We start from the raw sequence: 22,756 nt of genomic DNA, 5'->3' as shown, positions 1-22,756 counted from the left end.
GGGTCCTCCCGCGCACACATGACACCATGAACGCACACCCATCAGAGGGGCATTCGCATGGAAAACGTCACCATCGTCGGAACAGAAGCGGGAGTCCTCGTCCTCGCCACGGAGTCCGGGCAGCGCTTCGCGCTCCCCATCGACGACGTGCTGCACCGTGAGGTGCGTCGGGCGACCCGTGACACGGAGCCGGCCGCCGCTCGTCTCGCAGCCAGCCCGCGTGACATCCAGGCGCAGATCCGCGCCGGTCTCACGGCCTCCGAGGTGGCTGCGCTGCTCGGCGTGAGCGAGTCGGACGTGGCCAGGTTCGAGGGCCCGGTGCTTGCTGAGCGCGAGCACGTCGTCAATCAGGCGCTCGCCGTCCCCGTGCTGATCGGCAGCGACGTGGAGCCCGATGCGCAGCCGACCTTCGGCACCGCGGTGCGCGCGAAGCTGGCGGATCTCGCGGCCACGGATGAGCGCTGGGCGAGCTGGAAGGACGAGTCCGGCTGGACCGTGAAGCTCGAGTTCACCGCGAATGAAGTCGCCCACGACGCACGATGGGCGTTCGACCCACGACGCAGCACGCTGTCGCCGACCAACGCCGATGCGACCCAGCTGTCGCGTCAGGGATCCCTTCCGGATGGTCTCATCCCGCGACTGCGTGCCGTCGACACCGAGCGCGTCTCGCCCTACAAGGACGACACCCGATTCGACTCCGGTGCGTTCGGCCCCCGGCTGCTGCCGCCACCCGAGGAGCACGAAGCCGACGCGGTGAGCGCTCCGGAGCACTCCAGCGCTGCGGCACAGGCCGCCGCGGCGCGCCGAGCACCGGAAGATCACCACACGAGTGCTGAGACCGCCGATCTGCTGGAGGCCCTGCGCCGACGCCGCGGACAGCGAGAGTCGGCTCCGCTGATCGACGACGACGAGACCGAGGCCGAGGAGCCGTCGCCGATCTCGCTGTTCGACGCGCTGGAGGAGCCGGAAGAGGACGAGAAGCAGCCGGAACCCCAGCCGGCCTCCGATGCATCCGGCGGTCGTCGCAAGCGCCGCAACGCGATGCCGAGCTGGGACGAGATCGTCTTCGGCGCGCGCACCGACGACTGATCAGCGGCGGAACCCGCCCAGCCGGATCAGCGGCACACGCCACTCCTCGGGAGTGAGCGCGCCGTGCTGGCCGACCATGGCCCGGCCGCGCTGATCTTCGGCATCCCCGTCGTACAGCGCGAAATTCGAGCGCGCGATCGCGAGCATGTCTCCCATCCGCGCCCCGGCGTCGTCGGTCACGACCGGGCCGAACAGCCCGGATTCGATCGCCTCGGCGCGGCTGAGCACGTCGGCGTATCCGTCCAGGTCGCTGCGCCAGCGGCTCAGGAGAGCCGCATGGTCGGCGTCGGGCTGGGTGTAGACATGCAGCATCCTTGGTTCGCCGCCGATGTGTCGGATGCCATCGTGCCAGCCGCCTGCGGCATCAAGCACGAGCTGGCGGTGCGCGGGAACGTCGACCATCCCGTGGTCAGCCGTGATCACCACCCCGACTCCGTCCGGGATCGACTGCGACAGAGCCGCATCGATGTCTTCGAGCGCGGCGACCCATTCGGCGGAGTCGATGCCGTGCTTGTGCCCGGCCTTGTCGACCTCGGGCAGGTAGCAGTACACCACGGCGCCGTCCTCGGCATCCGCGAGCTCGTATGCGAGGCCGACGCGATCGGCGACGGACGCAGCCGGGCGGAACTCTCCTCCACGCAGCGTGGCGCGGGTGAAGCCGCTGCCGGCGTATGCGCCGATCCCGACGACGAATGCGGCATGTCCGGCCGTACTCGCCCGCTCGAACACCGTCGGTGCCGGCTGCCAGGCGAGCGGATCGATACCGGCGTCCTCCCAGTCCGTGAGCTGGTTGACGAGGGCATCCCGCTGCGGGTGGCGCACGCGATACCCGACCATGCCGTGCACACCGGGGGTGGTGCCGGTGAGCAGGCTGGTCAGCGCGGCCGCCGTGGTCGTCGGGAAGACAGAGCCGATCGCATCCTTCTTTCCCATAGCCGAGGCCAGGGTGCGCGCATGGCCGGCGTGCGCGCGCAGCGGGATGGCGCCGAGTCCGTCGACGACCACCAGCACCACCGAGCGCACGCGCGGGAACTGCGCCGACTCGCCGCGCAGCGCGGCCAGCAGCTCAGGCGCCACCCCGGTGATGTTCCGCGGCGATTCGAGGCTGGACGGTAGCATGAGAGACATCCGGGTCAGTCTTTCACAGGCTTCCCGACGCACCGCGCCCGAGCGCTGTTGCGAGTCACCCGAGCGTCCGCAGGAAGTCCATGCCAAAGCCCTCGCCATCTGAGCCCGTCCAGGAGCGCATCCAGGACATCGATCTGTCCCAGGAGATGCAGGGGTCGTTCCTCGAGTACGCCTACTCGGTGATCTACTCGCGCGCGCTCCCCGACGCCCGCGACGGACTCAAGCCCGTGCAGCGCCGCATCCTGTACCAGATGGCCGAGATGGGCCTGCGACCGGACCGCGGTCACGTGAAGAGCGCCCGCGTCGTCGGCGAGGTGATGGGAAAGCTGCACCCGCACGGCGACTCGGCGATCTACGACGCGCTGGTGCGTCTCGCCCAGGACTTCGCGCTGCGCGTGCCGCTGGTCGACGGACACGGCAACTTCGGCTCGCTCGATGACGGGCCGGCGGCCTCGCGGTACACCGAGGCCCGCCTCGCGGCGTCCGCCCTCGCGATGACCGAGCACCTCGATGAGGACGTCGTCGACTTCGTGCCGAACTACGACGGCCAGTTCCAGCAGCCGGGCGTGCTCTCGGCGGCCTTCCCCAATCTGCTCGTCAACGGCGCGAGTGGCATCGCTGTCGGAATGGCGACGAACATGGCGCCGCACAACCTCATCGAGGTCATCTCCGCGGCGATCCACCTGCTCGAGAACCCGGATGCCGGCACCGCCGACCTGATGGAGTTCGTGCCAGGACCGGACTTCCCGTCCGGCGGCATCCTGATGGGTCTCGACGGAGTCAAGGACGCCTATGAGAGCGGACGCGGGGCGTTCAAGCTGCGCGCGAAGACCTCGATCGAGCCGCTGGGACCGCGTCGCACCGGGATCGTGGTGACCGAGCTGCCATACCAGGTGGGCCCGGAGCGCGTCATCGAGAAGCTCAAAGACGCTGTCAACGCGAAGAAGCTGCAGGGCATCAGCGACGTGCAGGACCTCACCGACCGCAAGAACGGGCTGCGGCTGGTCATCACCATCAAGACCGGCTTCGATCCGGCCGCCGTGCTGGAGCAGCTGTTCCGCTACACGCCACTCGAGGACTCGTTCTCGATCAACAACGTCGCCCTCGTCGAGGGCCAGCCGCGCACGCTCGGGCTGAAGGAGCTGCTGCGGGTGTACCTGCAGCACCGCATCGAGGTGGTGACGCGGCGCAGCCGGTATCGCCTGGCCCGCCGCAACGAGCGACTGCACCTGGTGCGCGGTCTGCTGCTGGCGATCCTCGACATCGATGAGGTCATCCAGGTCATCCGGTCCTCAGAGGACTCCGAGACGGCCCGCGCCCGGCTGCAGCAGGTGTTCGAGCTCGACGAGGTGCAGGCCGAGTACATCCTCGAGCTGCGGCTGCGCCGCCTGACGAAGTTCTCGCGTCTCGAGCTGGAGGCCGAGCGCGACAAGCTGCTCGCCGAGATCGCGGAGCTCGAGGAGCTGCTCGCCGATCCCGCGCTCGTCCGGGCGCAGGTCGCGCGGGAGCTGGATGCCGTGTCCGAGACGTTCGGGACCCCGCGCCGCACCCTGCTGCTCAACGCCGCACCGCCGAAGGCCCGCACGACCAAGTCGGCCGCCGAGCTGCAGATCGCGGATGCCCCGACCACGCTGCTGCTGTCAACGACCGGCCGAGCGGTCCGCGTCGATGCCGAGCCGGGGTCGGCCATCGCGACGCCACCGCGTCGCAGCAAGCACGATGCGATCATCGCGCGGCTCGAGACGACGACCCGCAGTGAGATCGGCGCAGTGACCTCCCGCGGCCGCGTGGTGCGGTTCACACCGCTGGACATCCCGGCCGTGCCGCCGACGTCGGTGGGCCTCGGCGCAGGTGTGCGCATCGCGGACTATCTCGGCATCACCGACCGCTCGGAGCGCGTGCTGGCGCTGATCCGCTTCGACGATGAGACACCGCTCGCGCTCGGCACGAAGGACGGTGTCGTCAAGCGCATCGTGCCGTCGGCTCTCGCCGTGCGCCCGGAGCTCGAGGTCATCGGCCTCAAGCCGAAGGATGTCGTCATCGGCGCGGCACCGGCACCGGATGCCACCGAGCTGGTTTTCGTGACATCGGATGCCCGGCTGCTGCACTTCCCCGCGTCGAACGTGCGCCCGCAGGGCGCGCCGGCGGGCGGAATGGCCGGCGTGAAGCTCGGCTCGGGAACCGAGGTGATCTCGTTCACTGTCGTGTCGAACCCGGAGGAGGCGGTGGTGGTGACCATCTCCGGTGCCGAGAGCATGCTCCCCGGCACCGACGGCGGTCGCGCCAAGGTCTCGCGCTTCGCGGAGTTCCCCGGCAAGGGCCGTGCGACCGGAGGCGTCCGAGCGCATGCGTTCCTGAAGGGCGAGGACCGCCTGCGACTGGGCTGGGTCGGCGTCGAGCCGCGCGCCCTGGGCACGGACGGAGCCGCGCGACAGCTGCCCGAGGGCGGCGCGAAGCGCGACGGCTCCGGTCAGCCCCTCGACGCGGTCATCGGCTCCGTCGGCACCGCGATCGGCTGATCGCGCCGCAGCGCTGCAGTTTCCTGCATCCGCCGCACAGACCTGCGCCGCGGATGCAGGAAAGTGCAGCGCGAGAGACTCTGGCGCTCAGGCGTCGATCGACTCGCGGCTGAGGCGGTCGCTCGAGGTCATGATGAACTCGCGACGCGGTGCCACCTCGCTGCCCATCAGCAGCTCGAACGTGCGCACCGCGGCATCCGCCGACTCGGCATCCTCGATGGTGACTCTACGCAGCAGGCGCCCGGACTTCTCCATCGTCGTGTTCGCCAGCTGATCGGCATCCATCTCACCGAGACCCTTGTAGCGCTGGATCGGATCCTGCCAGCGCTTCCCGGCCTTCTGCAGCTTGGTCAGCAGGGCGTGGAGCTCCGCCTCGGAGTACGTGTAGATCGTCTCGTTCGGCTTCGAACCGGGGTTCATCACGATCACGCGGTGCAGCGGCGGCACAGCCGAGTAGACCCGCCCCGCCTCCACGAGCGGGCGCATGTACCGGAAGAACAGGGTGAGCAGCAGCGTCCGGATGTGCGCGCCGTCGACGTCCGCGTCGCTCATCAAGATGACTTTGCCGTACCGCGCGGCGCTGAGGTCGAACGACCGTCCGGAGCCCGCACCGATCGTGGTGATGATGGCGGCGCACTCGGCGTTGCCGAGCATGTCGCCGATCGAGGCCTTCTGCACGTTCAGGATCTTGCCGCGGATCGGCAGCAGGGCCTGGAACTCGCTGTTGCGTGCGTGCCGGGCCGTGCCTAGCGCAGAATCTCCCTCGACGATGAACAGCTCACTCTGCTCGAAGTCGTTGGAGCGGCAGTCGACCAGCTTGGCCGGCAGCGACGACGACTCCAGGGCGGTCTTGCGGCGCTGGGTCTCCTTGTGCGCACGCGCCGACACGCGCGCCTTCATCTCTGAGACGATCTTGTCGAGCAGCATCGACGCCTGATTCTTGTCGTCGCGCTTGGTCGAGGTGAACCGCTCGGCCAGCTGCTTGCGCACCACCTGCGCGACGATCGAGCGGACGGCCGGGGTGCCGAGCACTTCCTTCGTCTGCCCCTCGAACTGCGGCTCAGGGACCGTGACGGTGAGCACCGCCGTGAGGCCCGCCAGCACGTCGTCCTTCTCGAGCTTGTCGTTGCCGACCTTCAGTCGACGGGCGTTCTGATCCACCTGACCGCGCAGCGTCTTGAGCAGCTCCTGCTCGAAGCCCTGCTGATGGGTGCCGCCCTTGGGCGTCGCGATGATGTTGACGAACGAGCGCGTGATGGTCTCGTAGCCGGTTCCCCACCGCAGGGCGATGTCGACCTCGCACTCGCGGTGCACCTCGGTCGACTTCATATGCCCGTCGCTCTGCAGCACCGGCACCGTCTCGGTGAACGACCCGCTGCCCTGGATCCGCCAGGTGTCGGTGACGGGCGCATCGGCCGCCAGATAGTCGACGAACTCGGAGATGCCGCCCTCATAGAGGTAAGAGGTCTCGATGGGCCCGGTCTCGGACTCCGAACTCTCTCCGTCCGCCGCGGACATCGAGGTAGTCGAAGGGCGCTCATCGCGCACGACGATCTCCAGCCCCGGAACGAGGAAGGCGGTCTGACGGGCGCGGTTCTCGAGCTCGTTGAGCTGGAACGCGGCATCCTTCGTGAAGATCTGCCGGTCGGCCCAATAGCGCACCCGTGTGCCGGTGACGCCCTTGGCGACCTTGCCGATGACGCGCAGCTCGCTGCGCTCCTCGAACGGCGTGAACGGGGCGTCGGGGCGCGGCTCGCCGTCGTCGGTGAACACACCGGGCTCGCCGCGGTGGAACGACATCGCATAGGTCTTGCCTCCGCGGTCGACCTCGACGTCGAGCCGCTCCGACAGCGCGTTCACGACCGAGGCGCCGACGCCGTGCAGACCGCCTGAGGCGGCGTAGGAGCCGCCGCCGAACTTCCCGCCGGCGTGCAGCTTCGTGTAGACGACCTCGACACCGGTGAGTCCCGTGCGGGGCTCGACATCGACGGGCACGCCGCGACCGCGGTCGGCGACCTGCACGCTCCCGTCCTCGTGCAGGACGACATCGATCTTCGATCCGTTGCCCGCCACGGCCTCATCCACGGCATTGTCGATGATCTCCCACAGGCAGTGCATGAGGCCCGGGGAGCCGTTCGACCCGATGTACATGCCTGGTCGCTTGCGAACGGCCTCAAGGCCCTCAAGCACCTGGAGATGATGGGCGGAATACTCGGCGGTCACAATGTTCAAGTCTATTTCGCGCGGAGACCTGCGCAGGCCGCGACACTCCCCCACGTAGGGACCGACGAGGGCCGGGTACGCGCACAGCGAAACACGCCGTGAAGCGGGCATTCCCTCAGGGGACTCGTGGTTGTATTGAGCACGATCTCAAGTAACCCGAAACTCGAGGAGGCACCGAGATGAACGCTACGACAGAGCGAGAGACCGTCGAGTACCGCCTCACCGCGATGGATCGCTGCGATTCCTGCGGGGCGCAGGCTTACATCGCCGCCGAGGTCAACGGCTCCGAACTGCTGTTCTGCGCCCACCACGGACGCAAGTACGAGGAGAAGCTGCGCGCCGTCGCCACCAGCTGGCACGACGAGACCGCTCGGCTCATCGAGGCCTGACCGACCGGCCCCGGAACCGGTGCACTCAGTCGACGACCGCGCGGCGCACGGCCGGAGTGAGTCGCGTCATGATCTCCTCGCCCACGGTGTCGATTCGCTCGGCGAGAGCCGTGGCATCCGACTCCCCCTGACCACCGGGGCCGAACACCGCAACTGCGTCACCGATCCTCGCTCCCGTCCACGACTCCACCGTCGTGGCGCCGCCGCCGATCTCGACGATGCGCCGCGGCCCGCCCGGGGTTCCGACGCTCGCACCGCGCAGCGTGGACGGCAGCCCATGGAACGATCCGATTCCGATCGATACCCGATCGCGGTCGACCGCGTCGACGGTCGCGATCAGGCGCGAGATTAGCGTGACGCCCTCCGGCTGCGGACCGTCGGCAGATCGGATGCCGTAGCAGAACGCGCCGATGCGGCTGAGTGATCCGCGCAGCTCGGGACGCCACCACGACGCCGCCGACGCGGTCAGGTGCAGCACCTCGGGTTCGCCGCCGGCGTCAGTCAGCTGCCGCACGGCGTCGTGGAAGACCGCCTGGGCTGCGTCGTCCTCTGCGTCGCTCGCCTCGGCGAGATGGCTCCACACGCCGATCACGCGCACAGCGCCCCGCCGCTCGGCGGCCCGCGCGAGCGCCACCGCGTCGGCCCAGGCCTCCGGACGGAAGCCGTTGCGGTGCAGCCCGGTGTCGATCTTGAGGTGCACATCGGCGCGGACGCCGGCGCTCTCCGCGGCCGAGATGACCTCCCGCAGGTACTCCATCGAGCCCACGCCGAGGTCGATGCCGGCGGCGATCGCGGTCGACACCTCGCCCCGGGCGGACGTCGCCCAGGCGTACACGCGCCGGTCGGTGAGCTCCCGGATGCCCAGTGCCTCCCGGATGCCCAGTGCCTCCCGGATGCGCAGTGCCGTCGCGATGTCGTACCCGCCGAACCAGGTGACACCGGCGGAGGCCGCCTCCGCGACCGACCAGCCGAGGCCGTAGCCGTACGCGTCGTCCTTCATCACCAGCATCAGCTGCCCCGGGGCGATTCGCTCGCGCACCGCGGCGATGTTGCGACGGAACGCGCCGCGTGAGATCTCCAGCACCGGACTGCTCATGCGCTCCACTCCCGGTTCGCGTGCCTGCCGATCACCACGGCCATCTCCATCGCGGACAGCCCCGTCGCAGCCGACCAGTGCGCGAGCGCGTCGCGCATCGGTCCCGTGCCGCCGAAGAAGGTCACCGAGGTGTCGTCGCGGACGTCCGCTCCATCGAGGTCGACGACGCAGACGTCCATGGCGATGCGGCCGACGATCGGATGCGTGCTGTCACCGATCTGCACGCGAGCGCGGTTGCCGAGCGCGCGGAGGATGCCCTGCGCATATCCTCCGGTCACCAGCGCCACCCGGGTGTCCTGCGCTGCGCGATGCGTGTAGCCGTATGAGACCGCCTCGCCGGCGCGCAGCGGCTTGGTCGACATCACCCTCCCGTCCAGACGCATCACCGGATCGGTCTGCTCGGATGCTCCCGGCTCGGGGACGCCGAGCAGACGATGCGGGTCGACGCAAGGCGCGTCTTCAAGCGAGGCCCGGATGCCCACTGCGCTCAGGAGCGCGAGTGCCTGCGGGTCATCCACCAGAACGGATTCGGCACCGGCCTCCGTCACGACGCGCGCCACGCGCTCGAGTCCGTGCCCGTATGCATCGTGGCGCAGATCTACGATGCCGCCGTCGCTCAGCAGCTCGCGCGCATTCCGCTCGAGCGCGCCCTGCGACAGGATCACCCGTGGCGCGGCACTGCTGCTGGCCATGACGTCCTCCCGGTCTCAGAGCTGGATGGTCTTGAAGCCCTTGTCGTGGATGAACCGCTCGATGGCGCTGCGCGCGCCCTGAGCATACTCGTCGAGCACACCTGTCGTCGACGTCGACAGCGTCAGCCCGCGACGCTCGGCCGCAGCTTCGATCAGCACGTCGGCGAGACCCGGGTTCAGCGGCAGGACGGGGCCCTGCACATTGCCCGCGAAGGCGTTGCCGTGTCGGACGAGTTCGCCTCGGGCCTCGCCTCGGACGAAGCTGCCGCGGCCGGCGATGACAGTGCCGTAGGCCGTGCTGGGATCCGTGAGAGTCCACTCCGAGGCGTGATCCTCGAAGCCGACGACGCGCAGCCCGGGGGTGTCCACGGTGATGTATCCGACGCGGCGTTCGCGCGTGCGCGCGACGCGGTACGGCATCAGGCCGAGCCCCTCGACCGAGTCGCCGTCCGTGAGATCTATGCCGGCGCCGAGCAGCTCTGCCGAGCCGCCGACGGCGAACAGCGTGCCACCGGATTCGATGAAGGACTGCAGCGCGGTCGCGCGCGACATCAAGTCGGCGTGCACACCGCGCAGTGCGGACAGCGGTCCGTTGCCGATGACGACGATGTCGACGTCTGCGGGCATCTCCTCGCCGACGCCGACGAGCGTGGTGACATGATCGACTCCGCGCGCCGATGCGCGCTCCTCGATCGTCCGGACGTTCCCGCGATCGCCTGTGATGCCGAGCTCTGCCGGGTACAGCTGCACGATGCTGATCATCGGCGTGCCACCTCCTGGTCGCCGTGACCGAGGATGCGCCGGCCGATCATCATGAGCTCGTAGTTCACGAACCAGGTCTGCTTCCCCGCTGTCGTGTCGGGGAAGGACCGCATGATCTCGACGGCCTTCTCCATGTCGGGCTCGACGGTGCCGATCTCGACGCCGGCGTAGGCCAGGGCGAGAGCGAGCTGGTACGCCTTCTCGCCGGTGACGACGTCCACGCGCGGCAGCGCCGCGAAGTCCACGTCATACAGCCAAGAAACGTCCGGCGTGCCCTCGTCGATGGCGATCAGCGCGCGCTCGGGCGTCTGCTCGAGAGCATCCAGGTTCATCTGGATGCTCGGCCCGTTCTTGAACATCACGAACTCGACCTGCTCGCCGGCGGGCTCACGGCGCAGCGGGATGACCTCGCCTCGGCCATAGGCCGGCGCCATGGTGGCGAATCCGGCCGCGGCGCTGGCGGTGTCGAACTCGGCGCCGAGGACGCCGCTCGCGACCGCCAGTGCGGCGGCGGCGTCGGCGGCGTAGTGCAGTCCGCGGGCGGGCAGGGTGATCCTGGCATCCGCTCCCCCGACGTTCACGACGATGTCGCGACCGGAGACCTCGCGGACCTCGGCGAACGCGTCGCGCGCGAGCGTTCCGGCGGTGCCGCTGCGGGTGTCGGCCGCATTGGCGAGGCCATGCGCCGACGCGGCGACGATCTCGGGAGCGATGCCGAAGAACGACACCGGTGCCCGCATCGCATCGACGTCGATCTTGGACAGATACGGGTCGTCGCGGTTCACGACCACGTGCGCGGATGCACGGGTGGACGCGTCGAGCATCATGTCTGCCACGCGCTCGGTCTCGTAGAACCGGTAGAGCTGGTCCACCTGGACGTTGAGCGAAAGGATCACTGCCGGCGAGAGGCGGTCCGCGAGGTCCGCGGCGAACCCCTCGTCGATCTCGAGCACGGCGACGTCAGCGCGGATGCGACCGGTCAGCGTCGCATCCGCCAGCAGCGCGCTGGTGACGCCTTGCGGCAGGTTCGCTCCCGTGGGGTTCGTGAAGACCTTGAGCCCGTGGGCGCGAAGGACTTCGCTGATCATGTGCGTCGTGGTGGTCTTGCCGTTCGAGCCGAGCACGAAGACCACGCCGTAGCGGAACTGGTCGGCCAGCGTCGGCAGCAGTGACGGGGCGAGCCGGTTGGTGAGGTAGCCGGGGAAGGCGGAGCCTCCCCCGCGCAGACGGGTCGCGAAGCGCGCGAGCTTTCCCGCCAGCACGGGGAAGACGTACCGCAGGCCGGCTGTGCGAGCCTGAGGTGTCGCCTGCATCATTCGAGGTAGTCCCGCAGCGACTGCGAGCGGCTCGGGTGACGGAGCTTCGCCATCGTCTTCGACTCGATCTGACGGATGCGCTCACGCGTCACCCCGAACGTGTCGCCGATCTGGTCGAGGGTCTTGGGCTGACCGTCACCGAGGCCGAATCGCATCCGGATCACACCGGCCTCACGCTCGGACAGCGAGTCGAGCAGCTGCTCGAGCTGACGCTGCAGCATCGTGAATCCGACTGCGTCTGCGGGGACCACAGCCTCGGTGTCCTCGATGAGGTCACCGAACTCGCTGTCGCCGTCCTCGCCGAGCGGGGTGTGCAGCGAGATCGGCTCACGACCGTACTTCTGCACCTCGACGACCTTCTCGGGGGTCATGTCGAGCTCGCGCGAGAGCTCCTCGGGCGTGGGTTCGCGACCGAGGTCCTGCAGCATCTGCCGCTGCACGCGGGCGAGCTTGTTGATGACCTCGACCATGTGCACCGGGATGCGGATGGTGCGGGCCTGGTCGGCCATGGCGCGGGTGATCGCCTGACGGATCCACCAGGTCGCGTAGGTCGAGAACTTGAAGCCCTTGGTGTAGTCGAACTTCTCGACGGCGCGGATGAGACCGAGGTTGCCCTCCTGGATGAGGTCCAGGAACTGCATGCCGCGGCCGGTGTAGCGCTTGGCGAGCGAGACGACCAGACGCAGGTTCGCACCGAGCAGGTGGCTCTTCGCACGCTGACCGTCACGGGCGACCCACTGCAGGTCGAGTCCGAGCTGCTTGGACTTCTCCGCAGCCGACATCGCCGACAGCTTCTCCTCGGCGAACAGGCCCGCCTCGATGCGCATCGCGAGCTCGACCTCTTCAGCCGCGTTCAGCAGCGCGACCTTTCCGATCTGCTTCAGGTAGTCCTTGACCGGGTCTGCGGTGGCGCCGGTGATCTGCGTCGAGTAGACCGGTGCGTCGTCCTCGTCCTTGGACGAGATGACGATCGCGCCGGTGGGCAGGGGCTCGGTGAAGGCGGGCTTCTTCTCGCCCTCCTCCTCTTCGGCCTCAGCGGCGTCGACGGCGTCCTGGTCGATCTCGGGCTCTTCCGTCTTCTTGGAGGCGCGCTTGGCGGGCGCCTTCTTCGCGGGAGCCTTCTTCTTCGCGGGAGACGTCGCGGGCTCGGCGGCCGCGTCGACCTCGGCGGGCTCGACGTCGGCAGCGGTCTTCTTCGTGGTCGTCCGGGTCTTCTTGCTCGTGGCAGCAGTCACGTTTCGCCTTTCACGGAGCGGTGCACGCGCTCCGAGCCATTTCGGACACTAGTAAGACCCTTGTCAAGCTCGTCGGGTGAGAACGATGCTTGACAACGGGTCAGGCATCCATTATCACACATCCTCGAGCAGACTGCGTCCTCCGCGTCGCATTCATCTCGTCAGCGCTGCTTGTCATCATCGCCGGGACGACGATTGGCGAGGTAGCGCTCGAGCTCCGCCGCGAGCTCGTCTGCACTCGGCAGGTCGCGCTCGTCGAAGGACTCGTCCTCGGCATCCTCGTCCCGACCCGCCATGTAGGCGTCGTAGCGCCGCTCGAGGGTGTGCACCATCTGGGTCAGCTCGTCGTTGCCCAGCACCTGCTCCTCGACACGAGCGACGAACTCGTCGCGGCCCGCCTGAACCTCATCCATGCGAAGCACCAGACCGGTGCCGATCATGACCTTGTCGGCCGCCGCGAGCACGGTGTCCGGGTAATCGGTGTCGGCGAGGTAGTGCGGCACCAGTAGCACGAAGCCGGCCACCCGCATCTCGTGCTCGATGAGGCGGTACTCCAGCAGGTGTCCCGCGGTTCCAGGCACCTGCGTGCGCGGGCGCCACACCGAGTGAGCGGCGATCAGATCGCGACGGTTGCCACTGACCGTAGTGCCGAGCGGGCGCGTGTGCGGCACCGGCATGGCGATGGAGTGCACCCAGCTCACCGTCGAGACCTGGAAGGCGTCGACGAAGTCGATGACCGCTTCAGTGAAGGCGTTCCACGCGAAGTCCGGCTCATAGCCGGACAGCAGCAGGAAGGGCTGGCCGAGCGCGTCGTGCGCCAGGGAGAGGTCGAGTCGCGCGGGACGGTACTCGGTGAGGTGGTCCTGGTCGAAGACGATCACCGGACGACGCGCGCGGTAATCGAGCAGAACGTCGTTGTCGAAGGTCACCAGCGGCTGCGGATCGGCCGTTTCGCGCAGGTGCTCGATCAGCCCGGACACGGCGCTCCCGGCGTCGGTGAATCCTGTGAGCAGGATCACAAGGGGCAGGCCGGTCGGCACGTCGGGTGCGCCGGCGATCGACTCGAACAGGTCTGCGGACGAGGGCATATCCCCATGCTACGAGTCCCCGCGGCCGCGGGCGTGGCCTGACTCTTGCTGACAGCGAACATGATCCGGCGGCGCGTCGCAGACGTCGTCCCTAGGATGGAGGCATGACGCTTCCCGTGATCTCTCACACGTCCGATCCATTCCCCGGAGGCGCTGCAGACGCCGCAGTGCTCGTCATCCCCGACCCGAGTGTCGCACCCGACGCGCTGGCCGGATTCGAGGGGCTCGTCGACATGCTCGACTCCATCGGATTCAAGGGTGCGGCATCCGCCTACACGCGTGTGCACCTTCCCGCGGTGACCGCGCTGCCACTCGCCGTCGTCAGCGCAGGCAAGACGCCGGACGCCTCAGCCGTGCGCGACGCCGTCGCCACGGCCGTGCGCAGCCTCACCGGATTCGCCGCCGTCTCCATCGGCTTCACCGCCGACCTCGAGCAGTACGCCGACGCGGCCGCGGAAGGCGCGCTGCTGGGCGGGTATCGATTCGACGACTACCGCTCCGAGAAGAAGCCCTCCCGTGCGGAGTCCATCGTGCTGCATTCGGCAGAACTGGCCGATGGCGCGCTCGAGCACGCGCGCGCCGTCGCGGAGGCCGTGGCGCTGGTCAAGGACCTCGTCCACACGCCCGCCGAGTGGCAGAGCCCCGAGCAGCTCGCCCGATCCGCCGTCGATGCCGTCGCCGAACTGCCCATCGACGTGCAGGTGCTGGATGAGACGCAGCTCGAGGAGCAGGGCTACGGCGGCATCCTCGGCGTCGGCCGCGGATCGGACCGCCCGCCGCGGCTCGTGCGCCTCGACTACTCCCCCGCGGACCCCGCCCGCCACATCGCGCTGGTCGGCAAGGGCATCACCTTCGACACCGGCGGCCTGTCGCTGAAGCCCGCTGCGAGCATGGTCGGCATGAAGTTCGACATGGCCGGCGCCGCCAGCATCCTCGCCGCCATCCGCGCCATCGCCGCGCTGCAGCTGCCCGTGCGCGTCACGGCGTGGATGTGCATCGCAGACAACATGCCCTCGGGCCGCGCGACGCGCCCGGGAGACGTGCTGCGGATGCTGGACGGGCAGACCGTCGAGGTGCTGAACACCGACGCCGAAGGACGACTCGTGCTGGCCGACGGCCTGGTCGCCGCGAGCCGCGAGAACCCGGACGTCATCATCGACGTGGCCACGCTCACCGGGGCGATCATCGTCGCGCTCGGCATGCGGCACACCGGTGTGATGGGCTCGGACGACGCCGTCGCCGAGTACCTCGCAGCATCGGATGCCGTCGGCGAGCCGGCCTGGCAGCTTCCGCTGCCGGAGTTCATGGAGGAGACGCTCGAGTCGCAGATCGCCGACATGATCAACGCGAACATGGCCGACCGCTCGGGCGGTTCGATGTTCGCCGGGCTCTTCCTGCAGCGCTTCATCGGCCGCGTGTCGGATGCCGAGGACGCACCGCGCATCCCGTGGGTGCACCTGGACATCGCCGGATCCGGCGAGCACAAGGGCGCGGCGTACGGATTCACGGAGAAGGGCCCCACCGGCGCGACGGTCCGCTCTCTCATCGCCTTCGCGCAGGCATCGGTCAAGGAGGCCTGATGGCAACGCATGAGTACGACCTCGTCATCCTCGGCGGCGGCAGCGGCGGTTACGCCGCGGCTCTGCGCGCCAGCGAACTGGGCAAGAAGGTCGCGCTGATCGAGAAGGACAAGGTCGGCGGCACCTGCCTGCACCGCGGCTGCATCCCGACCAAGGCCCTGCTGCACGCGGCCGAGGTCGCCGATCACGTGCGCAGCGCGGCATCCGTCGGCGTCACGGCGTCGTTCGAGGCGATCGACCCCGAAGGCGTGCGCAGCTACCGCGAGGGCATCGTCGCGAAGAAGTTCAAGGGCCTCGAAGGTCTGATCAAGGCCCGCGGAATCACGGTCGTCGCAGGCGCCGGACGCCTCGAGGCGGACCGCTCGGTCAGCGTCGGGGACGACCGCTACGTCGGCGCCGACGTCGTGCTGGCGACCGGCTCGTACAGCCGCTCGCTGCCCGGACTCGAGATCGGCGGGCGCATCATCGCCAGCGAGCAGGCGCTAGCACTCGACGAGGTCCCCACCAGCGTTATCGTCCTGGGCGGCGGTGTGATCGGCGTGGAGTTCGCCAGCGTATGGCGCTCGTTCGGCGCCGAGGTCACGATCGTGGAGGCGCTGCCTCATCTGGTTCCCAACGAGGACATCGCACTCAGCAAGGGTCTTGAGCGCGCCTTCCGTCGTCGCGGCATCAAGTACTCGCTCGGCATCCGCTTCCAGAAGGCCGAGCAGGACGACTCGCAGGTCACCGTCACACTGGAGGACGGCAAGACGTTCACCGGCGACTACCTGCTGGTCGCCGTCGGCCGCGGACCGGTGACAGCCGACCTCGGCTTCGAAGAGGCCGGCATCGCCCTCGACCGCGGCTTCGTCACCGTCGACGACCAGCTGCGCACCGGCGTCCCCGGTGTGTGGGCCGTCGGCGACATCGTGCCCGGTCTGCAGCTGGCGCACCGCGGATTCCTGCAGGGCATCGCCGTCGCCGAGCGGATATCGGGCATGCAGGTTCCGACGCTTCCGGAATCGCAGATCCCCCGCGTCACATACTGCAGCCCCGAGGTCGCTTCGGTCGGACTCACCGAGGAGGCGGCCGTCGCCGCCCACGGCGCCGACTCCGTCGTCGCCTACGACTACAACCTCGCCGGCAACGGGAAGAGCGAGATCATCGGCACCGGCGGCACCGTCAAGGTCGTGCGACAGAAGGACGGGCCCGTCCTCGGCGTGCATCTGCTCGGCGACCGCGTCAGCGAGCTGGTCACCGAGGGACAGCTCGCTGTGGCCTGGGAGGCACACCCCGAGGACATCGCACCGCTGATCCACGCACACCCGACGCAGAGCGAGGCGCTCGGCGAGGCCTTCCTCGCCTTGGCCGGAAAACCGCTCCACGCGCTCTGAACCGCACACACCCGACGTTCAGGTCACTAAGCTTGAACAAGTCACAGATTTCCGAAGGAGACTCCGTCATGAGCACACCCGTGGTCCTTCCCGCACTTGGGGAGAGCGTCACCGAGGGTACTGTCACTCGATGGCTGAAGCAGGTGGGCGACACCGTACAGGCGGATGAGGGCCTGCTCGAGATCTCGACCGACAAGGTCGACACCGAGATCCCCTCGCCCGTCAGCGGCGTCATCGAGGAGATCCTCGTAGCCGAGGACGAGACCGTCGAGGTCGGCGCGATGCTGGCCCGCATCGGCGACGGCAGCGGCGCAGGATCGTCCGGCGATGCGCCGGCAGAAGCTGCTCCCGCAGCGGAGGAGGCCCCGGCGCAGGAGGCGCCCGCCCCGCAGGAGGCTCCGGCCGAGCAGAAGGCTCCGGCCGCAGAAGCGCCCGCAGCAGAAGCGCCCGCAGCAGAAGCGCCCGCGGCATCTTCCGACGCCACCGATGTCGTGCTCCCCGAACTGGGCGAGAGTGTCACCGAGGGCACTGTCACCCGCTGGCTGAAGCAGGTCGGCGACGACGTCGCAGTCGATGAGGCGCTGCTGGAGATCTCGACCGACAAGGTCGACACCGAGATCCCGTCGCCCGTCGCGGGCACGCTGCAGGAGATCGTCGCAGCCGAGGACGAGACCGTCGCCGTTGGCGCCGTGCTCGCCCGCATCGGCTCCGGTGCCGCTCCCGCTGCTGCACCGGCCGCTGCTGCTCCGGCCGCCGAAGAGGCTCCCGCCGAAGCTCCGGCTCCCGAGGCCAAGGCTCCCGAGGCCCCAGCCGCACCGGCACCGGCAGCAGAGCCGGCCGCCGCGTCTGCGCCGGCAAGCGCGGCCGAAGAGGCACCGACACCGGCAGCACCGGCGACCGCCGCTCCTGCCGCACCCGCCGACGGCGGCTCCGACTCGCTGTACGTGACGCCGCTCGTGCGCCGCCTCGCCAGCCAGCAGGGCGTCGACCTGGCATCCGTGAAGGGCACCGGGGTCGGTGGACGCATTCGCAAGGAGGACGTCCTCAAGGCCGCCGAGGCCCAGTCCCAGACGCCGGCTGCTCCGGCAGCCGCCGCGCCGGCTCCGCTGGAGGTCTCGCCGCTGCGTGGCACGACCCAGTCGATGTCGCGTCTGCGCAAGGTCGTCTCCGAGCGCGCTGTCGCCTCCATGCAGCAGACCGCTCAGCTGACCACCTTCGTCGAGGTCGATGTCACGAAGCTCGCCGGCTTCCGCACCGCGAAGAAGGACGAGTTCCAGCAGAAGACCGGCGACAAGCTGTCGTTCCTGCCGTTCTTCACCCTGGCCGCAGCCGAGGCGCTGCAGGCATTCCCGATCATCAACGCGACGGTGGACGGCGACAAGATCGTGTACCCCGCTACCGAGAACATCTCGATCGCGGTCGATACCGAGCGCGGCCTGCTCACGCCGGTGCTCCGTGATGCGGCGACGAAGAACCTCGCCCAGATCGCGCACGAGATCGCCGATCTCGCGGCGCGCACGCGTGACAACAAGCTGAAGCCCGACGAGCTGGCCGGCGGCACCTTCACGGTGACCAACACCGGCTCGCGCGGAGCGCTGTTCGACACCCCGCTGGTGTTCCTGCCGCAGTCGGCGATCCTCGGCACCGGTGTCGTGTTCAAGCGCCCCGGCGTGGTCACGGTCGATGGTGTGGACGCGATCGCGGTGCGCTCGTACGTGTACCTCGCCATCTCGTATGACCACCGCATCATCGACGGCGCAGACGCAGCGCGCTTCCTCGGCGCGATGAAGAGCCGCCTCGAGAGCGCGGACTTCGCAGCGAACCTCGGGATCTGACTCCGCTCAGCCCTCACCGGATGGCTGGTCGGCGACGTCATAGACGTCGCGGACCAGCCATTCGTCGTCCTGGCTGACGAGCACCAGCATCTGCTCGCCGTGATCACCGGATCTGCCGAGCCTGATCACCGCGATGTCGCCGTAGTCCTCGATCGGCGTCAGCTCGCGAGCCGCGTCCGCTCCGGTCAGACGCTGGATGACGGACTCGCCGGCGCCCTCGACGACCGCTCCCTCGCATCGGAGATCCTCTGCCAGTGCGCACGCTGCGATCTCGGTCAGCAGCGCGGTGACCGTCTGCGCAATGTCGTCGGCATCGTCCGGGACGGGCGCCGCGGCATCCGTCTCCTCGGATTCTTCCGACACCTCGGCATCCGGACTCGACGACTCGGCTGCGGGAGCGGCCGTGGCGGGAGCCTGCGTCGCCACGATCTCCTTCGACGTCACCGCTGCAGAGGAGTCCTCCTCCCCGCTCGGCCACATCAGGCCCGCGGTCAGCACCGCCGCAGCGGCGCAGCCGCCGACCAGCAGCATCCGGCCTCGCCCGCTCCTGCTTCCCGCGTCGACGTCACGCTCCCTTGGCGCACCGCCGGCCCGTCGCTGCAGACGCGGTCGATGCTCGCGCAGCCAGTCGCGCATCAGCGCCGAACGCTGTGCGAAACGCTGGATCACGCGATGCGTCATTGCGGTCCTCGCACTGCGCTGCTCGTTCACCCGGCGGGCGTCGACCGGCAGCAGCGCCCGATGCATCTCGATGGCGCTGACACGCTCGGGTGGGAAGACCTGCCGATCCAGCGCGCGCGGGGCTGCGAGCTCGGTGAGCTCGTGCTCCCAGCGATCCATGGAGCGAACCACCACCCGGGTGTCGAGCATGCCGGTGCCGATCTCGGTGAGCAGTCGGTCGAGTGCACGATCGGTGCATCCCGCACGCACGCTCGCGATGATCTCGGCGCCGGCTGCGCTGCACGCCACGCCCTCGCCGGGGACGAACAGCGGGCGGGAGTCGTCGGCGAGCCACCATCGGCCGCGCACCTCCGCGGTCGCGCCGGCCTCCGCCGCTTCGACCGTGCCGCGCAGCACGCTCCCGATCAGTGTGACGACCTCGCCGGGCAGCAGCGGTCGCTCCGCGGCCGCACGGCGGCCCAGAAACCTCTCGACGGTGTCGGCGCACCACGGCAGCAGCGCGTCGTGTCCGTCGTGACGGCGCACGACGTCACGAACGCCGGCCACATGCTCGGCCGCGGCGAAGGTCCACAGCTGATCGGCGACCGACGCTGTGTCGACGCGGATCCGCATCAGCTCGCCGTCCGTGACCAGAACGCCCGGGAAGGCGGATTCGTCCCCATCGAGCCGGCGGATGGATCGGTGCACTCCCGGCAGCAGCGTTGCGGTGTCATCCATGGCATCCATAAGACGTCATCTGCGAGGCAGACGCGCGGCGCATCCCGGCCGCTGTGGAGAACTGCGCTCGATCCGCGGCCTGTGCAGGGCGTACGACGTCGCGATCACTCGGTAGGCTGGTACCCATGGCAAAGCGTGCTCCCGAACCCGAGAAGCGTCAGGGTTTCTTCTCCCAGATCAAGTCCCTGTTCCGATTCACCAGGGACGTCTACGGCTGGCTCCCCTGGGCGCAGATCGCGATCCTCATCGGCGGCGCGCTCATCGGACTCATCCTCGGCTACCTCATCGGCGGCGGCTCGGTGCTCTCGCTCGTGCTCTGGGGCATCACCGGTCTGATGTTCGGCATCCTGAGCGCGATGTTCCTGATGACCCGCCTGTCGACCAAGGCGATGTACCAGAAGATCGACGGGATGCCCGGCGCGACGGGTCACGTGCTCAGCACCAGCCTCGGGCGCCGCTGGCAGGCATCCGACACCCCGGTCGGCATCAACCCGAAGACGCAGGAAGCCGTCTACCGCGTGATCGGCCGCGGGGGCATCGTCGTCGTGGGCGAGGGAACCCGCGGCCGTCTGACGCGCCTGATCAACGAGGAGCGCCAGAAGGCGCAGCGCGTCGCCCAGGGCGTGCCGGTCACCGTGCTCTACGTCGGTCACGGTGAGGATGACGTCGCCATCGCCGATCTCTCCAAGACCATCAAGAAGATCCCGAAGACCATCGACAAGGCCACCATGGCCGCGGTGATCCGACGCATCGAATCGGTCTCGCAGTCGCTGTCGTCGCTGCCGATCCCGAAGGGCATCGACCCGACCAGGGTCCGCTCGCAGCGTCCGCGCTGAGCCCACGCACGCAGACCTCGGAACGGCCCCTCTTCGGAGGGGCCGTTCTGCATCGGTCAGTCGCCGAGTGGCTCCTTGGGAAGGCGTCGCACTCGCGGACGCCGGCGCTTCTTCTCGGGGATCATGGAGCGCATCTCCTCGAGCTTGCCGAAGCAGAGCAGCCGATCCTCGGCCTCGAGCACGATGTGCTTGCGCGGATTCGGGATCACATTCACACCACGGTGCAGCGTCAGCACGGTGATGTCGCGGTCCCACAGGCCCAGGTCGCCGAGCTTCATGCCGACCTGCTCGGCGTTGGTGTGGATCAGCAGCTCGGCGACGCCGTACCCCGTCGAGACGCTCAGACGCTGACGCACGTCGATGTCGGGGAAGGCCACCTGGTTGGCGATGTAGTCGATGATCGCGCCGGCCACGTCCAGTTTCGTGGCGGCTTCGATCCCCTGCAGGCCTGGTGAGGAGTTGACCTCCATCACCAGCGGGCCGTCGTCGCTCTCCAGCATGTCGACACCGGCGACGCGCAGGCCCATGATCTGCGCGGAGCGCACGGCGGTCTGCTCGTACACCGGGTCGAGCGTGACCGGCTCGACGCGACCGCCGCGGTGCACGTTCGAGCGGAACTCGTCGCCGTCGGCGACGCGACGCATGGCGGCGACCACGCGGTCGCCGACGACGAGCGCACGGATGTCGCGCCCGCGGCTCTCCGCGATGAACTTCTGGATGAGCACGTTCTGCTTCGTGGAGTGCAGCGTCTCGATGATCGCCTCGGCGACCTTCACCTGCGGGGCGAGGATCACGCCGATCCCCTGGGTGCCCTCCAGCAGCTTGATGACGACCGGTGCGCCGCCGACCCGCTCGATGGCCGGACGCACATCAGCGCGGTTGCGCACGAAGGCGGTCGGCGGCATGGCGATGTTGTGCCGCGAGAGGATCTGGTTCGCGCGCAGCTTGTCACGCGCGCTGGAGATGCCGTTCGCGGTGTTCGGCGTGTAGACATCCATCTGCTCGAACTGACGGACCACAGCCGTGCCGAAGTAGGTGATGGAGTTGCCGATGCGCGGCAGGATCGCGTCGTAGTCGCTGAGCTGCTTGCCTCTGAAGAACAGATCCGGCGCGTCGGCTGTCAGATCGATCGCGAAGCGCAGGGTGTTGAGCACTTTGACATTGTGTCCGCGCTGCTGGGCGGCGGCCCGAAGGCGCTGCGTCGAGTACGACTGCGGTGCACGCGAGAGGACGGCGATCTTCACAGAGGTTTCCTGCCAGGATGTAGAGGTGATTCGGTCCTCTCATTCAAACACGGCAACCGGCTGGCGCGAGTGGGTCGGCCTGCCGGATCTGGGCATCCCGTGGATCAAGGCGAAGATCGACACCGGAGCGCGCACCTCGTCGCTGCACGCGTTCGATGTGACCGAGTTCGAGCGCGACGGTTCCGCCTGGGTGCGCTTCAGCGTGCACCCCTGGCAGGAGAGCCACGAGGACGCCGTCGTGCACGAGTGCCCGGTTCACGATCGCCGCGCCGTGCGCAGCTCGTCAGGGCACGCGGAGGACCGCCTGGTGGTCAAGCTGCAGATAAGGCTCGTCGACGCCGTGGTCGACGCGGAGGTCACTCTGACCAACCGCGACGAGATGGGCTTCCGGATGCTGATCGGCCGCGAGGCTCTGCGCCAGGGCTTCGTGGTGGATCCGTCGAAGTCGTTCCTCGGCGGGCGAGCACCGCGTGACGCGCGCCAGCGCAATCGCGGCAGGGTGTGAATCTCAGGCGCGGATGAGGACCGTGCCGGCAGCCTTGTCGTGCAGGCCGCGCTGATCGGCATCCCAGATCACCGCGGGGATGACGACGACCAGCAGCAGGGTGCGCACGATCGGACGCCACAGCCCCACCCATGCGCCGTCGAGTCGAACGACGCGCATCCCGAGGATGCGGTGCCCCGGGCTTCCGCCGGCGGTGGGGATGAACAGGATCTGCAGCACGGCGAAGACCATCATGGGTGCGAACTGTGTGATCCCCGCCTCGCCGGGAAGCGCGAACTGGTCGTATCCGAAGAAGCCGACGGCGATGATGGTCGCCGCGAGGTAGTCGATCACCAGAGCGCCGATTCGACGGCCCGCTCGTGCGATGCTGCGAGGCCCCGTCTCGGGCAGTCCAAGGCGTTCACCGGGGTACTCGTTCACTCCTTCAGCCTACCGACCGCTCGTAACA

At 68.8% G+C, this 22,756-nt stretch carries 19 protein-coding genes; 8 read left to right on the top strand and 11 right to left on the bottom strand.

The genetic code is table 11. The features are described from left to right. The first annotated feature begins 57 nt into the window (after positions 1-57). Positions 58-1,089: a septation protein SepH gene (sepH, locus tag ACQUSX_RS01750; RefSeq protein WP_428905254.1), complete on the top strand. Its 1,032-nt coding sequence runs from the start codon at positions 58-60 to the stop codon at positions 1,087-1,089. Here the strand turns inward: sepH and ACQUSX_RS01745 are convergent, their stop codons facing one another. Continuing rightward, entirely contained in the window at positions 1,090-2,217 is a 1,128-nt protein-coding gene (locus tag ACQUSX_RS01745; RefSeq protein WP_428905253.1) for an alkaline phosphatase family protein, read from the bottom strand. It lies immediately after the preceding gene. A gap of 80 nt (positions 2,218-2,297) precedes the next feature. Here ACQUSX_RS01745 and ACQUSX_RS01740 point away from each other — a divergent pair, with 80 nt between their 5' ends. Beyond that, the gene (locus ACQUSX_RS01740) at positions 2,298-4,736 is read left to right on the top strand and encodes a DNA gyrase/topoisomerase IV subunit A (protein WP_428905252.1); all 2,439 of its coding nucleotides are present in this window, start codon (positions 2,298-2,300) and stop codon (positions 4,734-4,736) included. A gap of 87 nt (positions 4,737-4,823) precedes the next feature. On the opposite strand, the gene ACQUSX_RS01735 is transcribed toward ACQUSX_RS01740, so the two are convergent. Continuing rightward, complete coding sequence (locus tag ACQUSX_RS01735; protein WP_487250602.1) at positions 4,824-6,962, bottom strand: DNA gyrase/topoisomerase IV subunit B; 2,139 nt, start codon at positions 6,960-6,962, stop codon at positions 4,824-4,826. A 176-nt stretch (positions 6,963-7,138) separates the two neighbouring features. On the opposite strand from ACQUSX_RS01735, the gene ACQUSX_RS01730 reads away from it, so the two are divergent. After that, a complete protein-coding gene (locus ACQUSX_RS01730) occupies positions 7,139-7,348 on the top strand; it encodes a DUF7455 domain-containing protein (protein WP_428905250.1) in 210 nt (69 codons plus the stop codon). A gap of 25 nt (positions 7,349-7,373) precedes the next feature. Here the strand turns inward: ACQUSX_RS01730 and ACQUSX_RS01725 are convergent, their stop codons facing one another. From ACQUSX_RS01725 to ACQUSX_RS01700, 6 genes are all read right to left on the bottom strand, one after another. Continuing rightward, positions 7,374-8,444: an alanine racemase gene (locus ACQUSX_RS01725; RefSeq protein WP_428905249.1), complete on the bottom strand. Its 1,071-nt coding sequence runs from the start codon at positions 8,442-8,444 to the stop codon at positions 7,374-7,376. Continuing rightward, the gene (locus tag ACQUSX_RS01720) at positions 8,441-9,136 is read right to left on the bottom strand and encodes an alanine racemase C-terminal domain-containing protein (protein WP_428905248.1); all 696 of its coding nucleotides are present in this window, start codon (positions 9,134-9,136) and stop codon (positions 8,441-8,443) included. The genes ACQUSX_RS01725 and ACQUSX_RS01720 overlap by 4 nt, the downstream gene beginning before the upstream one ends. Before the next feature lie 15 nt (positions 9,137-9,151). Next, the gene (locus ACQUSX_RS01715; protein WP_428905247.1) at positions 9,152-9,898 is read right to left on the bottom strand and encodes a type 1 glutamine amidotransferase; all 747 of its coding nucleotides are present in this window, start codon (positions 9,896-9,898) and stop codon (positions 9,152-9,154) included. Continuing rightward, entirely contained in the window at positions 9,895-11,214 is a 1,320-nt protein-coding gene (locus tag ACQUSX_RS01710) for a MurT ligase domain-containing protein (protein WP_428929943.1), read from the bottom strand. The genes ACQUSX_RS01715 and ACQUSX_RS01710 overlap by 4 nt, the downstream gene beginning before the upstream one ends. Further along, the gene (locus tag ACQUSX_RS01705) at positions 11,211-12,449 is read right to left on the bottom strand and encodes an RNA polymerase sigma factor (RefSeq protein ID WP_428905245.1); all 1,239 of its coding nucleotides are present in this window, start codon (positions 12,447-12,449) and stop codon (positions 11,211-11,213) included. The genes ACQUSX_RS01710 and ACQUSX_RS01705 overlap by 4 nt, the downstream gene beginning before the upstream one ends. 161 nt (positions 12,450-12,610) lie before the next feature. Further along, positions 12,611-13,537, bottom strand: coding sequence for a proteasome assembly chaperone family protein (locus tag ACQUSX_RS01700; RefSeq protein ID WP_428905244.1), 927 nt, complete (start codon positions 13,535-13,537; stop codon positions 12,611-12,613). Between the two features lie 104 nt (positions 13,538-13,641). On the opposite strand from ACQUSX_RS01700, the gene ACQUSX_RS01695 reads away from it, so the two are divergent. The 3 genes from ACQUSX_RS01695 to sucB all read left to right on the top strand — a co-directional run bounded on the left by ACQUSX_RS01695 (position 13,642) and on the right by sucB (position 18,325). After that, positions 13,642-15,117, top strand: a complete 1,476-nt coding sequence (locus tag ACQUSX_RS01695; protein ID WP_428905243.1) for a leucyl aminopeptidase — start codon at positions 13,642-13,644, stop codon at positions 15,115-15,117. Then, positions 15,117-16,490, top strand: a complete 1,374-nt coding sequence (gene lpdA, locus ACQUSX_RS01690) for a dihydrolipoyl dehydrogenase (protein ID WP_428905242.1) — start codon at positions 15,117-15,119, stop codon at positions 16,488-16,490. The genes ACQUSX_RS01695 and lpdA overlap by 1 nt, the downstream gene beginning before the upstream one ends. A gap of 68 nt (positions 16,491-16,558) precedes the next feature. Then, positions 16,559-18,325: a 2-oxoglutarate dehydrogenase, E2 component, dihydrolipoamide succinyltransferase gene (gene sucB / locus ACQUSX_RS01685; protein WP_428905241.1), complete on the top strand. Its 1,767-nt coding sequence runs from the start codon at positions 16,559-16,561 to the stop codon at positions 18,323-18,325. A 6-nt stretch (positions 18,326-18,331) separates the two neighbouring features. Here the strand turns inward: sucB and ACQUSX_RS01680 are convergent, their stop codons facing one another. After that, positions 18,332-19,723 carry a hypothetical protein gene (locus ACQUSX_RS01680; RefSeq protein ID WP_428905240.1) on the bottom strand — a complete coding sequence of 464 codons (1,392 nt, stop codon included), beginning with the start codon at positions 19,721-19,723 and terminating at the stop codon, positions 18,332-18,334. Positions 19,724-19,848: 125 nt separating this feature from the next. Here ACQUSX_RS01680 and ACQUSX_RS01675 point away from each other — a divergent pair, with 125 nt between their 5' ends. Beyond that, positions 19,849-20,559 (top strand): DUF4191 domain-containing protein, encoded by a 711-nt coding sequence (locus tag ACQUSX_RS01675; protein ID WP_428905239.1) that lies wholly within the window; start codon positions 19,849-19,851, stop codon positions 20,557-20,559. Between the two features lie 56 nt (positions 20,560-20,615). On the opposite strand, the gene ACQUSX_RS01670 is transcribed toward ACQUSX_RS01675, so the two are convergent. Continuing rightward, the gene (locus ACQUSX_RS01670) at positions 20,616-21,803 is read right to left on the bottom strand and encodes a RimK family alpha-L-glutamate ligase (RefSeq protein ID WP_428905238.1); all 1,188 of its coding nucleotides are present in this window, start codon (positions 21,801-21,803) and stop codon (positions 20,616-20,618) included. A 25-nt stretch (positions 21,804-21,828) separates the two neighbouring features. On the opposite strand from ACQUSX_RS01670, the gene ACQUSX_RS01665 reads away from it, so the two are divergent. Further along, positions 21,829-22,308, top strand: coding sequence for an ATP-dependent zinc protease family protein (locus ACQUSX_RS01665; protein WP_428905237.1), 480 nt, complete (start codon positions 21,829-21,831; stop codon positions 22,306-22,308). Between the two features lie 3 nt (positions 22,309-22,311). On the opposite strand, the gene ACQUSX_RS01660 is transcribed toward ACQUSX_RS01665, so the two are convergent. Next, positions 22,312-22,728, bottom strand: coding sequence for an RDD family protein (locus tag ACQUSX_RS01660; RefSeq protein ID WP_428905236.1), 417 nt, complete (start codon positions 22,726-22,728; stop codon positions 22,312-22,314). Positions 22,729-22,756 lie beyond the last annotated feature (28 nt).

Origin of the sequence: Microbacterium alcoholitolerans (genome assembly GCF_050408615.1) — a bacterium.
GTDB lineage: Bacteria > Actinomycetota > Actinomycetes > Actinomycetales > Microbacteriaceae > Microbacterium.
This window is presented reverse-complemented; position numbering and strand designations above follow the sequence as displayed.

What these genes read in the sequence shown, in the direction of transcription:
- sepH (WP_428905254.1), top strand. Translation starts at nt 58, where the DNA reads ATGGAAAACGTCACCATCGTCGGAACAGAAGCGGGAGTCCTCGTCCTC.
- ACQUSX_RS01745 (WP_428905253.1), bottom strand. Translation starts at nt 2,217, where the DNA reads ATGTCTCTCATGCTACCGTCCAGCCTCGAATCGCCGCGGAACATCACC.
- ACQUSX_RS01740 (WP_428905252.1), top strand. Translation starts at nt 2,298, where the DNA reads ATGCCAAAGCCCTCGCCATCTGAGCCCGTCCAGGAGCGCATCCAGGAC.
- ACQUSX_RS01730 (WP_428905250.1), top strand. Translation starts at nt 7,139, where the DNA reads ATGAACGCTACGACAGAGCGAGAGACCGTCGAGTACCGCCTCACCGCG.
- ACQUSX_RS01725 (WP_428905249.1), bottom strand. Translation starts at nt 8,444, where the DNA reads ATGAGCAGTCCGGTGCTGGAGATCTCACGCGGCGCGTTCCGTCGCAAC.
- ACQUSX_RS01720 (WP_428905248.1), bottom strand. Translation starts at nt 9,136, where the DNA reads ATGGCCAGCAGCAGTGCCGCGCCACGGGTGATCCTGTCGCAGGGCGCG.
- ACQUSX_RS01715 (WP_428905247.1), bottom strand. Translation starts at nt 9,898, where the DNA reads ATGATCAGCATCGTGCAGCTGTACCCGGCAGAGCTCGGCATCACAGGC.
- ACQUSX_RS01710 (WP_428929943.1), bottom strand. Translation starts at nt 11,214, where the DNA reads ATGATGCAGGCGACACCTCAGGCTCGCACAGCCGGCCTGCGGTACGTC.
- ACQUSX_RS01700 (WP_428905244.1), bottom strand. Translation starts at nt 13,537, where the DNA reads ATGCCCTCGTCCGCAGACCTGTTCGAGTCGATCGCCGGCGCACCCGAC.
- ACQUSX_RS01695 (WP_428905243.1), top strand. Translation starts at nt 13,642, where the DNA reads ATGACGCTTCCCGTGATCTCTCACACGTCCGATCCATTCCCCGGAGGC.
- lpdA (WP_428905242.1), top strand. Translation starts at nt 15,117, where the DNA reads ATGGCAACGCATGAGTACGACCTCGTCATCCTCGGCGGCGGCAGCGGC.
- sucB (WP_428905241.1), top strand. Translation starts at nt 16,559, where the DNA reads ATGAGCACACCCGTGGTCCTTCCCGCACTTGGGGAGAGCGTCACCGAG.
- ACQUSX_RS01680 (WP_428905240.1), bottom strand. Translation starts at nt 19,723, where the DNA reads ATGGATGACACCGCAACGCTGCTGCCGGGAGTGCACCGATCCATCCGC.
- ACQUSX_RS01675 (WP_428905239.1), top strand. Translation starts at nt 19,849, where the DNA reads ATGGCAAAGCGTGCTCCCGAACCCGAGAAGCGTCAGGGTTTCTTCTCC.